Annotated in this window: 14 protein-coding genes; 2 read left to right on the top strand and 12 right to left on the bottom strand. The window is 42.6% G+C overall.

Annotated features, from left to right (window positions below; all coding sequences use genetic code 11):
- Positions 1 to 60: 60 nt before the first annotated feature.
- From VXP95_RS04045 to VXP95_RS03995, 11 genes are all read right to left on the bottom strand, one after another.
- Entirely contained in the window at positions 61 to 291 is a 231-nt protein-coding gene (locus VXP95_RS04045; protein ID WP_168400537.1) for a helix-turn-helix transcriptional regulator, read from the bottom strand.
- A gap of 79 nt (positions 292 to 370) precedes the next feature.
- Positions 371 to 1,255: a hydrolase or metal-binding protein gene (locus VXP95_RS04040; RefSeq protein WP_416711487.1), complete on the bottom strand. Its 885-nt coding sequence runs from the start codon at positions 1,253 to 1,255 to the stop codon at positions 371 to 373.
- 195 nt (positions 1,256 to 1,450) lie between these two features.
- On the bottom strand, positions 1,451 to 2,509 hold the full coding sequence (locus VXP95_RS04035) for a YqaJ viral recombinase family protein (protein WP_416711485.1): 1,059 nt from the start codon (positions 2,507 to 2,509) through the stop codon (positions 1,451 to 1,453).
- 175 nt (positions 2,510 to 2,684) lie between these two features.
- Positions 2,685 to 3,716 (bottom strand): DUF932 domain-containing protein, encoded by a 1,032-nt coding sequence (locus VXP95_RS04030; RefSeq protein ID WP_416711483.1) that lies wholly within the window; start codon positions 3,714 to 3,716, stop codon positions 2,685 to 2,687.
- A gap of 22 nt (positions 3,717 to 3,738) precedes the next feature.
- Positions 3,739 to 4,017 (bottom strand): hypothetical protein, encoded by a 279-nt coding sequence (locus VXP95_RS04025; RefSeq protein ID WP_131273872.1) that lies wholly within the window; start codon positions 4,015 to 4,017, stop codon positions 3,739 to 3,741.
- Between the two features lie 293 nt (positions 4,018 to 4,310).
- Positions 4,311 to 4,469 (bottom strand): transposase, encoded by a 159-nt coding sequence (locus tag VXP95_RS04020; protein ID WP_163170403.1) that lies wholly within the window; start codon positions 4,467 to 4,469, stop codon positions 4,311 to 4,313.
- A 120-nt stretch (positions 4,470 to 4,589) separates the two neighbouring features.
- Positions 4,590 to 5,351 carry an energy transducer TonB gene (locus VXP95_RS04015; protein WP_218954028.1) on the bottom strand — a complete coding sequence of 254 codons (762 nt, stop codon included), beginning with the start codon at positions 5,349 to 5,351 and terminating at the stop codon, positions 4,590 to 4,592.
- Positions 5,348 to 5,794 carry a protein TolR gene (gene tolR / locus VXP95_RS04010; RefSeq protein WP_086208627.1) on the bottom strand — a complete coding sequence of 149 codons (447 nt, stop codon included), beginning with the start codon at positions 5,792 to 5,794 and terminating at the stop codon, positions 5,348 to 5,350. Before tolR ends, VXP95_RS04015 begins: the two co-directional genes overlap by 4 nt.
- 12 nt (positions 5,795 to 5,806) lie before the next feature.
- The gene (gene tolQ / locus VXP95_RS04005; RefSeq protein ID WP_049590884.1) at positions 5,807 to 6,505 is read right to left on the bottom strand and encodes a protein TolQ; all 699 of its coding nucleotides are present in this window, start codon (positions 6,503 to 6,505) and stop codon (positions 5,807 to 5,809) included.
- Between the two features lie 94 nt (positions 6,506 to 6,599).
- A complete protein-coding gene (locus VXP95_RS04000) occupies positions 6,600 to 8,579 on the bottom strand; it encodes a phytase (RefSeq protein WP_416711481.1) in 1,980 nt (659 codons plus the stop codon).
- Positions 8,580 to 8,655: 76 nt separating this feature from the next.
- Complete coding sequence (locus VXP95_RS03995; protein ID WP_416711480.1) at positions 8,656 to 11,142, bottom strand: TonB-dependent receptor; 2,487 nt, start codon at positions 11,140 to 11,142, stop codon at positions 8,656 to 8,658.
- Positions 11,143 to 11,466: 324 nt separating this feature from the next.
- Here VXP95_RS03995 and VXP95_RS03990 point away from each other — a divergent pair, with 324 nt between their 5' ends.
- The gene (locus VXP95_RS03990; RefSeq protein WP_416711479.1) at positions 11,467 to 12,393 is read left to right on the top strand and encodes a diguanylate cyclase domain-containing protein; all 927 of its coding nucleotides are present in this window, start codon (positions 11,467 to 11,469) and stop codon (positions 12,391 to 12,393) included.
- Entirely contained in the window at positions 12,390 to 13,391 is a 1,002-nt protein-coding gene (locus VXP95_RS03985; RefSeq protein ID WP_163168543.1) for a helix-turn-helix transcriptional regulator, read from the top strand. The genes VXP95_RS03990 and VXP95_RS03985 overlap by 4 nt, the downstream gene beginning before the upstream one ends.
- Before the next feature lie 73 nt (positions 13,392 to 13,464).
- On the opposite strand, the gene VXP95_RS03980 is transcribed toward VXP95_RS03985, so the two are convergent.
- Positions 13,465 to 14,154: a hypothetical protein gene (locus VXP95_RS03980; RefSeq protein WP_252725842.1), complete on the bottom strand. Its 690-nt coding sequence runs from the start codon at positions 14,152 to 14,154 to the stop codon at positions 13,465 to 13,467.
- Positions 14,155 to 14,169 lie beyond the last annotated feature (15 nt).

The raw sequence follows: 14,169 nt of genomic DNA, 5'->3' as shown, positions 1-14,169 counted from the left end.
TTTTAACATTTCCATAGTTTACTGAAAACCAAAAAATAAGGGAGCCGAAGCTCCCCACTTTTATTCACGATTTTCCAGCTTATCTTCAATCCATTGATTTATTTCCCAAGCTGACCAGCCAATACGAGATTCACTTAGTCGCACAGGCTTTGGAAAAGTAGGATCGTAGTATTTTGATTTCTCATTAATCATTTCATAGATTTTAGCTCGACTAATACTTGTAAATTGAACCACATCTTTAATATTAACGATTTGATTCATCGGGAAAGTTTGACCAACAAATGCATTCATGATGTTTACTCCTATCTCATGATTTCGAGCAACTCGCTCATGAGATACGGCAATCTCGTAAGGTTTTACCCTGTTCGATTTAATTCAAAGCCGTCACTGATCCTTTCAATCCCTGTTGAATATCAAATGCAGTCTGAGTCTCCTCAATCTGCTGGCCTTCAACAGGCTGATAAAACTCCTCAATTACATCCAAACCTTCCTCCATGTCTACGTCCATCCTTCCATTCCCCAAACCCTTCCTTGCGGTAAAGTCTAAAGCTTCCTGATAAAACCCCGCCTGCTTACTCTGCTCATCAATTTGCTTCGCCTGAATAATCGCTTCATTTAAACTGATCCCCTCCCTTAACGTTAGATCCACGTAATACACTGGCTGACGATAACTCTGTGTCGTACTCTTGCCCCGCAATATCAATTGCAAGGGTAGACATGACAACAAGCCTCCTGAAGCTGCATGGTAATAGTTCAACCGTGCAGCCAAAGTCCGAATACTATTAAAGCCTGTGGTTCTAAAGATAAAAGTTCCAAATTCATCCGATTCATCTAAGTTCACATGCAAACGACCATAGGGCTTGCAGTTCCCTCCTTGAGCCAATGGACATAAATCAGGGGATGGACAGGGATGCTGCTCCACGCCTTGATTGGTTAAACGCTGGCATGTTTCACCGTTGCCGACACATACTGGACGGCCAGTCTGTCGATCAAATAAGGTATATTCCGCCCGTAAGTTTAGATCAGGATCATTGAAGATCATGCGAACAGGGATTGAGCGCAACTTTTGATTAGGCGTATTGGCTCGAAGCTGATCATCCAGTGGATGTTTAACCCAGCCTTCTTTGCTTTGAATCTGGGACGTAATGGTGAATTGATCATCTTTTTCCGGTAGGCGTTTGCCATTCTTTTCGATCATACGACCGATACTGATCCGTCCCAGGATTGGTGGGGTAATTGCTAAACCTTTAATCATGTTGATATTCCTTAATGTATTACCTTACAAATTTGGGTCTATGTATGTAGGTCAGAACAAGGACCAAATAAGTTACCCAAAGAGTGTAGAGCCAGATAAAGTGCTACAGAGATCGCGACCGATTTGCTCTCTACCGAAGGGTAGAGAGCGGGGAGCGATTTTTGTGAATTTTTGATTTGGTGCTGTAAATAGGGCTTAGTCGGAATAGATGTTGAATCGACGACTGCCCTGCTTTTGAAGTGGATAAAGCTCGATGAGTTCAGGCTGGTACTGAAGCAATGCTTTGGTATTGAGACTGATAGAATCCTTGGCTTTCTTCCAGACTACTGAGCCATGAGCAAAGACTGCCCTTTCCTTGTCTTGCATCATCATCTGGATTTCATGTTTAAGCTGGTCAAAGCGTTCCTGCTTATGCTGAATCTCTTCCTTCATTTTGATGAGCTGGTCGAACATCAAATTGGCATTTTCATTTTGCGAGAGATCCTCTACGGTTAAAGGTACATGCACTGGATAAAGTTGTTGAATCGCTTTAGCTGCGGATTCACTGGCATCCACGGATGGTGGTGTATCCTTTTCCACGCATTCCCAGAAATATCGTTCTGCTTGAACAATATGTTCAATCACGGATTCTGATCGTGTCACTTTGAAGATCTTGGTTTCATGCCCACAGATCAAGACACAAACATGCGCTGCCTGTTTACCAGTCACTGCCAGTTGATGTTGTACCTGACAAAGCACATATAAAGGCACACCATCACGCCACAATTTTGCTCCATGCTCACCTGCTGTTTTGCATTCCAAAATTTGGACTTCATCGCTGCCGACCACGCTGTAATCCAGATTGGCTAACATAAAGTATTTATCGGGATCAGGGTGCTGTAACACGGCATTGACTCGACGTACCTTATTATTGGTGTGCATGCTGTAATACTCAGCCACTAAAGGTTCGAGCTGTTTGCCCCAATACAGAGGTGCTATACCTGAACTTTCATCTTCAATGGATTGAGTCTGACGACCTGTTTTGATCAGCCAAAGCTCTAACATGGACATGTATGGATTTAAGCCACATGCTGTTGCTGCATCACTGCTGCCAATGCCTTGTTTACGGACTTCAAGCCAATCTTGATACGCCATATCTTTGGTGTTGACCAGCCGCTTGGCTACTGTTGAGCGTTTAGTGGTGATAGTTGGATTGACTACGATCTTTGATCCTACAGTCGTAGGCTGATGGGAAATAGATACAATTTGATTCATGGAATTATCCTTATAAATTCTGATCTCTGTAAAAGAAATGCATAAAAAAGCCATACCCGACACGAGGTCGGGTATGGCGATTTGCTTGCTGTTTTAATTGAGAGGGGTTACATGAGTGCTCTGATGAGCATTTGTTTGGGGTGACTTGATTTCGACATGAGTGAGTCAGTTAATTTCAGGCGATCAAAGCAAGTGCTTGCTCCAATCCTCTTTGTTTAAGACCAGCACCTGCACCGAACCAGGCTGAATCCAGTCGATGGTCGGTACTCATGGCACGTCGTTCATGATCCACAAATTCCGTGATCGAACAAAGTAATCCATAAGCTGTATCTTTCGCTGATGACAGGTCAGCACCGCGTCCTTGTCCATTAAACATCTCTAAAGCTTTATTCATGGCACGACCATTGGGTTCAGGCTTTTTCTCCTGAACTTGCTGCGCGACATTACGATAAAATTGAATGATGTTTTCTTCAGGATCGGAAATTGACATGGTGCTATTATTAAACACGGCATCAAAGTAAGCTTTGGCTTCCTGCTGACTCACCTTACGCTGTGTGAGTTGTTTCATTTCATACATGTGCTCATCCCAGGCACGAACTGAAATACCCAATTGCTGCTTCACTTTCTCTGCATCAAACTTGGTACTATGTGGAACCTTCACTACACCTGCACTACTGCTCTGTCCACGTAGAGCAATGGCTAAAGTGTTGTTACAGACCACCCGGATACTGGTGAACTGTGCCGTCGTTGCCAACGTGCCGTCACACGCAGTAGCCAGCAAGATATAACCATTACTGACATCCTTAGACTTTAATGCAGTGCTTTGCCCGGTACGTGCCAAAGCCCAGAACTTCTTCCCACCTTTCAGCACCCCCGCAGTTTCTAGCTCAAAGCCTGATTGTTCAGTCAGATCCCGGTAGAGCTCCAGAATCTCTTTAGGCTGAACTTCCTGATAACGCTGACTGACTACAGATAAAGGTGCATGGGTATCTGAACGATACAAGACACGCTGCTCTTCAAATGGCATGATAATGCTCTGACCACGTTCATTTTGTGCCATATAGCTGACGTTCGAGGATTCAATCCGCCAGTCCATCCCGGCTTGCTGTGCCCATACTTCGAGTGGTTGATTCGGACTCAGCTGATTACCGAGACCATGCCAAGGGGTTTCGCCAACATAGGCGATTTGTTCGATTTGATGTGCCATCGTTCTTATCTCCTATGCTAATTCAACGAAAATTCTGCTGACAGTGATTGCAGTGATAATAGGTCAGCGTGATCGGCTTTTTAGGCTCATCAAACACACTACTGAATAGGCCACCAATGACTGCACCTGCAAGCCCGCCAAGCAGTGGTGATACAGGCAAAGGTAAACCCTTTGAAATGGTTGCACCGATAGTTGCGAACGATGCAGATGCGGCTAGACCTGTAGAATCAGATCCACTCACCTGCTGATTAACCACTTGAATAACCTGATCCGAAAAACAATAAGGACAATTTAAACTCATAATATATACCTCTAGAAATGACAAAGGCTCACCGATTGGCAAGCCTTGCAAAGTATTTAAAACCTCGTTTTCATCTAGATAATGTATATTTGAGATTATTTTCAACTCATTGAAATGTACGCATCTTGGCTTTGCATTTCACACGCAGATGTTGCGCATCTTTTTCAGGCCGTACTAAATAGCGCACAGCATTAGCCATTTTTTCTACTTCACTAGAATTATTTCTGTGGATTCGACCAACACCTAAAATACCCAATTCCGTGTATTCTTGGATCTGCTCAGGATCATGACAGTTAAAAAAGTATCTTAACTTGCCTGTGATGAAATCGATTGTAAGCAGTTTGCAAAGGGCAGAGCTCTTGAGGAATATCATGCCATGTCGCACCCGTACATAGCCTCCATAAGATAGCTTCTATGATATTTTTACTGTTTTTTTGAGCAGTAATAACCATGTAATCGTATAGTATATTGAATTTACTACTAAATATTATCGGCAAGAAGAGTACGGGCAATTGAAAAATATAGAAATGAAAAGAGCTTAAAAGAGAATTTATGGCACCCACGGAATAAGATTAACTTTCAATACGATATTGGAAGGTATTTTTAACATTCGACACACTGGTCGGTTTGCCATCGACGAGACGAGGCTGATATTTAAAAGTGAGAGCAGCCTGAATCGAAGGTCGTACAAACATCGGATGGCAGTCGCCTTGTGCCTTTGGATTTTCTACCCGTCCTTTTTCGTTCACGCTATACACCACCGTACAATCCCCCTCCAGCTTACGATCCAAAGCTTGTTCAGGATAAGCTGGTGCTATTTTTGTAACAGGTTGATAATTTTTAACATCAAATGATTCAGGATGAGTTTGTGCTTTAGGTTCTACTGATTTCTGGGTCTTCGTCTGAGTTGGTATATCCGCTTGAGACTGCGTATCTACTGTTTTCTGAGATTCCGCTACTGCCGTTTGCTTTTCCGTCACGACTTGCTGTGTCGGTTTAGACGCTGTAGGTACAATTTTGTTGCTCTGTGACTCTACAAACTTCTTGGTGGTTTTCGGTTGGACTTCAGTAGGTTTCTCAAGCTGTTTCTTGACAGGCTCATGTAAGGGTTTTTCTTCGACTATCGGCTCAGGCTTTTTAGGTTCAGGTTGTTGTTTGGCTGGAGGGGGTATTTGCACAAATTGTAATTGAATGGTTTTCGGCTTGGGTTCCGCCAATGTTTCATGCATCTCAACCGTACATAACCATGCAATTAGCGCAATATGCAATCCAGCCGTGACCGAAAGTGCTAGGCCTTGATCACGAAACCTAATTTTGGAAACAGTTGTCATCATGATTGTGGTTCCTCTGTCACTAGCCCCAAGTTCGTTACCCCACTTTTTTGCAAGGATGCTATGGCCTGTGCAACCAGTTGATAATCAGCATCCTGATCGGCACGTACATAAAACTGTAAGCTTTTATCTTTTTGAATAATCGGAACGAGCTTTTGTTGCATAGTGGCTAAATCAATGGCCTGATCCGTAACTTTCTCGGTATTCACTTCTGATCCAATATTCCAGTAATACTGGCCATTGGCTTGAATAGATAAGGTTACAATACGCTGCTGTTGTGACGCGGGCATGACATTGGCATCCACTTTAGGCAAATCAATTTGAATGCCTTGCGTCAACATTGGTGCAGTCACCATAAAAATTACCAACAACACCAACATGACATCAATATAAGGAACCACATTCATTTCAGCATTGGGTTTTAATTTTTGAGGACGCTTAATCATGGTTCTTGCTCCTTAACGCGAAGTGCGCTCAGTGTGCCCCAACAAACGATAAATACGCGTTTGCAACTCATTGGCAAAACCGTAATAACGACTGGAAAGCTTGTCAGCACGTGCCGAAAAGCGGTTATACGCCACGACCGCAGGAATAGCGGCAAATAAACCAATAGCTGTCGCAATCAGCGCTTCTGCAATCCCTGGTGCAACTGTATTGAGGGTTGCCTGTTCAACGGCAGACAGTCCAATAAACGCATTCATAATGCCCCAGACCGTTCCAAATAAGCCTATATACGGGCTGACTGAACCGACTGTTGCAAGAAAGGTCAGATTTTGCTGAAGCTTTTCTTCTTCTTCACTGATGCTGCTGAGCAAACGACGTTCTACCCCATCAATCACATCACTTGTAGTGAGTTGCTCATCTTTGATCAATTGATGGTATTCATCCACCCCATGTTGAAAAATGCTGACTACGCCTTTCTGTTGTTCAGGCTGTTGGTAATCTTGCTGTAAAAGATTGAGATCTTTTTGCTGTCTAAAATTCTTTAAAAAGCGGTTCCAAAGCTGCTCTTGTCCACGAAGTAACATACCGTGACGCACGATTAAATACCAACTTACGACTGAGGATAAAACCAAAATCAACATCACTACTTTCACCAACACACTGGCATGGCTAATCAACATCCAAACCGACATTTGATCCATTGTTGCTTGCATAACGCACTCCAATTTTTTACTGCATGGTGCAGTACATGTATATTTTTAAAATGGGCTGTGACTCTTTGCCCCAGCCTATGTACTAAAGCGCTATTTAGTCCAAATGCAGGGCTTGAGCGATTTTTTCCCACGGCACATATTTAAAGTTCTGATTGGTTTCAGGCATCCGTTTACGTCCATCTTGCACCACCAACATGCCTTGCTTCCATTTGCCACCAAAATTTAGGGAACTCACATCTAGTCCATCTGTTTCAGACACAGCGTCAATGCCTTTGTCGATATTGATGCCTACACGAAATGCGCCACGAACCGTATAAGGTGCTGCGGCATCAAGCACCACAAAGCTGTCATTGCCTTGGCTTGAAACTACCAAATAACTTTGCTTTTTACCGTGATAAAGTCCCATTCCCTCAATGTCATCATGCATCACCTCTCCTACACCTATCACCTGCTGCATAGGGAGCTGAGTTTTTGGATTGAGATCTTTTACCCACACCGCGACATCTTCTTCACCCAAGAAAATACGTCCTGTGGCATCGTCTACGACACAGCCTTCAGGTTGGGTTTGAACTGAAAAACGTTGTACTTCTTCAGCCCGTAATTTTTGCTGTGCAGCCGTGATGTGGTATTGAACAAAAGTCCCGTTTTTATCGTTGGGAATGGCATAGATTTCCCCTTGAGCATCGCGGTACATACAAATGCCATAAATATCATCCAATGTAGTTGCTAGCTCGCCGAGCACAGAAACCTTGCCCGTTTTGGGTTGAATCACAAAGAGATGCAGACTGTTATGATCTCGGTTCGATGCCACAGCCAAATCGACCGTTTGATTGCCCCATTTAAAACCGTAGCGTACATCAACATTATTCAATCGCCCTACTGGCAAATACTGCACGGTTTTGCCCTGTAAATCGTTAACCTGTAAACCACCTTGTTTATCTGTCGCTAAAATGCGGGATTGACTCGGTTGTGTAGCGTTATGCCAAATCGCAGGATCATCAGCCGCGTCACCTGTACTTGGCACACCCTCCGTCTGCACTTCTGCTGGAATGGTGATGATATTCTGAGCTTTGGTCTGGGTCTGAGTTTCCCATTCCGCATCCGCCACTTTTACGGTTTTATCATCTAAAATCAGCAAGGATTTATCGGTTAAATTACCTTGAACACTCAAAGTCTCTGCTTCTTTCACCGTGTCTAATTGTAAAGGTGGCTGTGCTTTCCATTGCTTATCTTGCTTTTGATAACGATAAAGCAAAGGTTTTTCCGCATCGAGTACAGCGACATGATCATCTACAATCGCAATTGCAGAAGGTGAACCTTGAATCGAACCAAAGGGTTGCACGAGATCCACCGCCTGACGCACCATGTCTGCTTCGGAATGAGCTGGATATGCCCAAACGCCAACATTCGCTTCATTAATAAACAGCTCTGCTGTGGCATCATTCACTTTGCATACACTACTAGCAGGTGGAAAACTGAGACGGCGTACCAACTGTGGTTGACTCAAAGCCTTCTCATGCTGAGCCACCAACCATTGTTCACCAAGCCCCTCTTCGCCTACTAAAAAAGCAAAACTCAGCCCTTGAGCATCGGTATATAAGCAAACATCTTCAGACTTAAATGAACGCTTTGGAATAAAGCTGGGTTTGTCCCATGCTTTATTTTTTAAGTTCATGCTCATCAGTTGAATTTGCTGTTGTTGCAAATTTGACGCAGCAATCAATAAACGCTCCGAACCAATCCGATAATCAAAACGCCCAAACTGACCTTGAATTTGATGTAGTACATTTTGTTGATCATCTAAGATTTGTAGCCCTTTATTTTTACTGCTCAACAGTGCGGCAACTTCAGGCCATGCACTCAAGCTTAACCATTGCACATCCTCAGTTTTTGCCCCATTCATGTCGACTTCACGTAATTGCAACTTCGCTGCCATAGGCTGATCTATTGGTATTTCAGCCGAGCTTAACGACTGGCTATTTTGCGGAGCTTGGGGCACGCTGTGCTGACTGCATGCGCTCAATAACAGCAAGCAACTGCTTAAAGCAGACAATTTAAAAGATGAAAATTTCATAGAGACACTCATAATTGGGCAAGGAAACTCAGGTCTGCTTTTGCTGAGCAAACCTGAGAACTAAATTTAATTCGACTTAAAAATGGGTGTAGGTCAGTGCAAGTTTGTATGCTGGGCCATATTCTTCATATTGAGCGTTATAAGCCTTAGAACCTGCATAGTTGTAATAATGCTCATCGGTGATGTTTTGCACATCAAACGTCAATTGCAAGTTTTTAGATAAATTCACATGACTACTGAAATCAAGGAAGATTTGGTCATCGGTATAAATATCTTTTTCAGGTGTATCAATGTCACCAAGTTCATACAGATAACTCGATTTATAATTTGCTGAAAGTCGTACACCAAAGCGCTCATTTTCCCAACCAATCATGGCATTACCGACCACATCCGACTGGTTTGGTAAATGAATACGACGGCTCAGAAGTTCGCCATCTTTCATCGAATCAATATCCGCCTCTGACTTACTAAAGGTGGTATTTAAACCCAACAAGAACCCGTTCCATGGTGCTCCTAGATGGTCAAACTTTTGTGAGTAGGCAAACTCCATCCCGTACAGTTTTGCTTCATTACCATTTTTATAGGTTATAGCTTCATCAAAGTCAGCCCATTGCCCTGTTCCTGCAATATTGGTGTTATAAATAAAGTTATCGATATCTTTATAAAATGCGTAGAAACCCACCATACTGGCTTTGCCAAAATACTTTTCCACCCCCAAATCAAAGTTAGAAGATTCTAAAGGCTTTAACATTGGGTTACCAAACTCAGCTTCATCGTCATCGATATAAACACTTGGTGCACTTTGCGCAAAGTTTGGACGTACCACACTATTGGTCCAAGCGGCACGGAGGTAAGCGTTATCGGCCAATTGATAACGTAAATGTAGGCTTGGCAACCAATGATCATAGTCATTTTTATATTTAGTCGCAGTGATCACATCATCGTTGAACTCAAAACCACGTGCTTCAAAGTTGGTATTTTCATAACGTAAGCCTGCAATCACACGCAGTTGATCCAAATCAACGGTATTCATGACATAAGCCGCTTGTATATCTTCATTCGACTTAAAGTCATTAATGATTGAACCGTCAGCAACCACATAATCATTTGGATTTAATCCACTGATTTTATCTTTAATAGCGTTTTTATTAATGGTTGGACCAAACTGACCCAGTTCATAATGGCTGTTTGAATTGAAATCTGAACTTGACGTACTGAGATCTTCATATTTCCATTCATCGGTATTGTTGGTTTTTTCACGTTGACTGATTTTTCCGCCGAACTTCAATGCAGCAGCATAATTCCCCAGCATATAGTCTTTCAAAAAGTCTAATTTACCGTTGTATTCTTTATCGGTGGTTTTAGATTTTTCCCACGACACCGAATCTAACTCATAGTTGGCCGCATCATAAAAATCTTGGTCTGCCGTAATTACAGGTTTTTGCGTACTATTAAATCCAACATTACTAAAATCACCTTGGTATTTTGCCCCCGAAATTCCCCCTGGATTTTCCTCCGATGCTTCGCTATAACCGAGCTGACCTTCCACCGTCCACGTGCCAAAACCTTGCTTACCACCGAGGACAAAAGACTGTATTTCTTGTGTTTCTTCACGGCTCTTCAGTGAACGAGTCACTTCTGCATCACCACGCTGGCCTGCAAGTTGTGGATCAGAAAATTCAGCCGCCACTTCCTGACGTGATTCAGTGTCTTTAAAGCGACTATATAAAGTTCTTAAATAGTATTCGCCTGTGTCATTCGGACGGTAATCAAAGTTTAAACCCGCACCAATGCGCTCACGCTCGATGTCATATTGACGCATTGCGGTTTCTTCAAGTACGTCGCCATCCCAAGCCCCACCCGTTTCAACATTGTCCGAGCCAAATTTTCGGTTTTGATAACTCAGTGCCAGCGCTACCCCAAGGTTGTCTTGCCCCTCACCAACACTGAAACGGTTACTGATGGCACCCGATGCTTTAGGGCTATATTTTTCCCGTTTTTCATCATAACCACCTTCAACCGTTCCCGTATAAAACAAACCGTCATGGTCAAAGGCCGATAAACTTTCGACTTGCACCGTACCGCCTAATGAGTTGGCATCCATGTCTGGTGTCAGCGTTTTCACCACAGCCAATGACTGTACTAGCTCTGAAGGTAAGACATCCAATGCTACGCCACGGCGATCGCTTTCAGGCGCGGGAACCAAAGTACCATTGATGGTTACTGCATTTAAGTCAGCGCCTAAACCACGAACGGAAACAAAACGTCCTTCGCCTTGGTCACGCTCTGTAGATACACCTGGTATCCGTTGCAACGCTTCTGCGGCATTGTCATCGGGTAATTGTCCAATGCCATCGGCATGTACCACACTGCTGATTTGGTCGGCACGTTTTTGTTCTTTGAGTGCTTTATCCATACTTGCAGCTTGACCAATGACCTGTACATATTCCACCGTGTTATCTTCGGCATGTAGATGCGTCATGCTCAGCATTGACAGGACCAGTGTGCTGAGCTGAAAACCCGCACGCTTATGTTTCATGAAACGGCTCTGATTATTTTGCATTATGTTCTTCCCCTCAAGCCAAAGTGGCATGGTTTGAACGCACAATAGAAATTGAATGTGAACATGATGTGACAGTGCCTTTTACGATCTGCCCTTTTTATTTGTTTTTGGCCTTTTTCAGCAAAAAATGAGCTAATTTGATCTGTATAGAGAAAATACTGAGCATACAGAATGATGCATATTCACCTCAAAGATAGGGTTTTTCAGCATTTTTATTCTCAAAAATCAAAAATACCCTGATCTATTTTGACCCTAGCCATTGCCATCAAACTGTCATCTAAATCTGTTTAGCTTGGGCGAAAATAAATCATTTCAAAAAATGCTATGCCTAAATACTTTGCTTACTACCGCTGGCCTTTATTATGTGTAGCGACTGCCTGTAGCTTATCCCTTTGGTTGTTTATCTTACTTGGGCAGAGCAAGTCATTTGCTGAATGGAACTGGGTCGATATTTTAGGTGAAGGGGGAGCAACTGTTTTTATTGGTATTTGGATTTTCTTTATTATTAAAAGCCGTCCTTTGGGCCGTGTAACCAACTATATCTTTTATGGACTGTGCTTTATTTTTTTCCACATGTGGATGGACAGCTTAGATGAGTTTATTCGCCTGCCTAAAGAAATCATGTGGGATGCATGGCTTGAGTCCATTCCTTTTCCAATTGGACTGTATCTATTTACCATCGGGGTTTATTTTTGGCATCAAGAAGAACAGGCAATTTCTAAACACATGCAAAAACGAGAACGTATTTATCGGGATCATCGCTTATTCGATGCACTCACCCCTTTGGCCGATGCTCATTATTTTAAAACACAGCTCAAAGCCGCAATCGAGCAAAACTTGCATGAACCCAGCGACATGTCCGTCATACTGCTAGATATGCATAATTTTAATCAGATTAATCAAACACATGGCTTTGATGAAGGCACATCTATTTTACAGCATGTTTCACAATTGATTAGCTTAAACTTACGACCACAAGACCTGCTCTGCCGCTTCGCAGGAGATCGTTTTATTATGCTGTTACCAGAGACGAAGCTACAACAGGCTGAAAAAATGGCAGCTCAGCTTGAGCGCATGCTTATGGTCAGTGCTTATTATCAACGTGATTTGTCCGTGCACATTCCTTTAAAAGCACTCACGACCTGCTGTTCAGTCGGGCAATACCAAACTGCTCAGCAACTTTTGAGTGCCTTAAATCAGCAATTGCTCCAAGTGAAGCAATACTACTCACCAAAGCGAGTCATGGTATGAGCTTTGAATGCGACTACAGCTACATTCCTGCGCATCATCAATTGTCTATTTTAATTGATTTAGCAGTCAGCCATGAAGTCGAACATCACGTCCTACTCAGTGGTAGCGGTATTTTCTTGGAAGATATCTTTTCAGGGCAAAAGCTGATTAGCCAGCAACAGTTACAACAGGTTTTAAAAAATGCTGAGCAGTGTTTTCGCAATCAGGACATCAGTTTTTTATTCGGTCAACGCAGCCTAACCACCCCCTTTAATGACGCCATTAAATCCATGCTGTATGCATCGACCTTCGATGAGGCGCTTAGCCGTTATTTAACATTTTCCGCATCTGTTTCACCGTGGTTATGCCCTCGACTCATGTATAGTCAAAGCCATATTCATATTTATTGGTTAGATGAAAACAAGCTTGAAAATCGCTTTTTAATCGAAAGCGCAATGAGTGCAATACAAGCATTTAGCCGTCAACTGTATCAAACCAAGTTAGCGTGGAAATTCGAATTTAATTTTTCTGAACCGGATTATATTGAACAATATTGGACGCATTTAGGCAGTGCTTTAGAGTTTAATCGGCCGATCAACATGATGAGCCTGCCTCGTGACTTGGTCCATGAAAAACTTCCCAATGCCTCTTCGACCTTAGCTGCAATCAGTTATCAACATGCGCTGAAAGAAATGACAGCTCAAAATATTCAACAGAGTTTTTTGCTCAGTTTGCATCAATACTTCATGCAGAATATTCAAAATAATATTCAACTTGAACAAACCGCTGACTATTTTCAAATGAGTTCTGCCACCTTAAAACGTAAACTGAAAAAGCATCAGACCCATTTTCAGGCGCAACTCGATCAAAGTCGTTTGCATACTGCCATAATTTTATATCGTGTACATGGTTTTAAAACTGAACAGATTTCTCAGTATTTACAAATTAACGATGCGACCAATTTTCGACGTGCGTTTAAGCGTTGGAGTGGTTTAACTGTACAAGCGGCACAGTCCTAAGCGCTTATTTTTCCAAAAAAAATCACGGGTATTTCTATTGTAACGTCGAAATTAAAAGTCAAAAACTCATCGGCTAATCACTAAAGTCCGCATAGTCACGTTCGCTGTATTTTTCTGTTTGTGTCCAAGGTGTAGCAACATGTTGGCCAATTTTGCGCACGGTAAAGGTTTTGGCATAGCCTGAGGTCGGTTTGAGCAATTCATATTTTTGAACCAGTTGATCTTGTTCACTCCATATAATATTCAACGTTTGCCCAGCACTGCTTATTTGATAACGCGCTAACTTCGGATCACGTTGAATCAATTGTGCTCGCTTTAAAATGTCAGGATGAATCAAACTATATTCACAGCGCCAACAGTTTTTCATCCCTAGCATTTCTTGATCGACATCCTGCAATTGCACCCGCATTTTTTCATCTGGCAAAATATAAAAACGCTGAAACGGACTTTCTACGTTTGCTTGCCCGACTACATCTTTGCGCTGCATCCACTGAATTGCACTGTCAAAACTCACATGCTCATGGGTGTCTGTTTTGGCAGACACATGAGCGTTGCTATGTGTCTGGGCTTCGTCAGCATGCGTTTGTGTGTTTAAACGTTCAATCCAAATATTTTGCTCATCTCGAATTATTTTCTCACTGTATTTTTGAATGGTCGTGACCCCATTGGCATCCAACCGTTCAATCTGATAATCAATACGATATTCATCGGCCGACCATACCCATGGACTGAGCAAACTGAAAGACAATGCTAAGAATTTCATTTTGAATTTGAACGG

This window comes from Acinetobacter sp. 226, from assembly GCF_048147925.1.
Classification (GTDB): Bacteria; Pseudomonadota; Gammaproteobacteria; order Pseudomonadales; family Moraxellaceae; genus Acinetobacter; species Acinetobacter pecorum.
Note: the sequence above shows the minus strand (reverse complement) of the source record. Positions and strands in the feature narration are given on the sequence as shown.

Excerpts from the sequence above, each read along its gene's own strand:
- VXP95_RS04000 (WP_416711481.1), bottom strand. The coding sequence starts at position 8,579 with ATGAAATTTTCATCTTTTAAATTGTCTGCTTTAAGCAGTTGCTTGCTG.
- VXP95_RS03990 (WP_416711479.1), top strand. The coding sequence starts at position 11,467 with ATGCCTAAATACTTTGCTTACTACCGCTGGCCTTTATTATGTGTAGCG.
- VXP95_RS04045 (WP_168400537.1), bottom strand. The coding sequence starts at position 291 with ATGAATGCATTTGTTGGTCAAACTTTCCCGATGAATCAAATCGTTAAT.
- VXP95_RS04025 (WP_131273872.1), bottom strand. The coding sequence starts at position 4,017 with ATGAGTTTAAATTGTCCTTATTGTTTTTCGGATCAGGTTATTCAAGTG.
- VXP95_RS04030 (WP_416711483.1), bottom strand. The coding sequence starts at position 3,716 with ATGGCACATCAAATCGAACAAATCGCCTATGTTGGCGAAACCCCTTGG.
- VXP95_RS03995 (WP_416711480.1), bottom strand. The coding sequence starts at position 11,142 with ATGCAAAATAATCAGAGCCGTTTCATGAAACATAAGCGTGCGGGTTTT.
- VXP95_RS03980 (WP_252725842.1), bottom strand. The coding sequence starts at position 14,154 with ATGAAATTCTTAGCATTGTCTTTCAGTTTGCTCAGTCCATGGGTATGG.
- VXP95_RS04015 (WP_218954028.1), bottom strand. The coding sequence starts at position 5,351 with ATGATGACAACTGTTTCCAAAATTAGGTTTCGTGATCAAGGCCTAGCA.
- tolR (WP_086208627.1), bottom strand. The coding sequence starts at position 5,794 with ATGATTAAGCGTCCTCAAAAATTAAAACCCAATGCTGAAATGAATGTG.
- VXP95_RS04035 (WP_416711485.1), bottom strand. The coding sequence starts at position 2,509 with ATGAATCAAATTGTATCTATTTCCCATCAGCCTACGACTGTAGGATCA.
- tolQ (WP_049590884.1), bottom strand. The coding sequence starts at position 6,505 with ATGCAAGCAACAATGGATCAAATGTCGGTTTGGATGTTGATTAGCCAT.
- VXP95_RS04020 (WP_163170403.1), bottom strand. The coding sequence starts at position 4,469 with ATGGTTATTACTGCTCAAAAAAACAGTAAAAATATCATAGAAGCTATC.
- VXP95_RS03985 (WP_163168543.1), top strand. The coding sequence starts at position 12,390 with ATGAGCTTTGAATGCGACTACAGCTACATTCCTGCGCATCATCAATTG.
- VXP95_RS04040 (WP_416711487.1), bottom strand. The coding sequence starts at position 1,255 with ATGATTAAAGGTTTAGCAATTACCCCACCAATCCTGGGACGGATCAGT.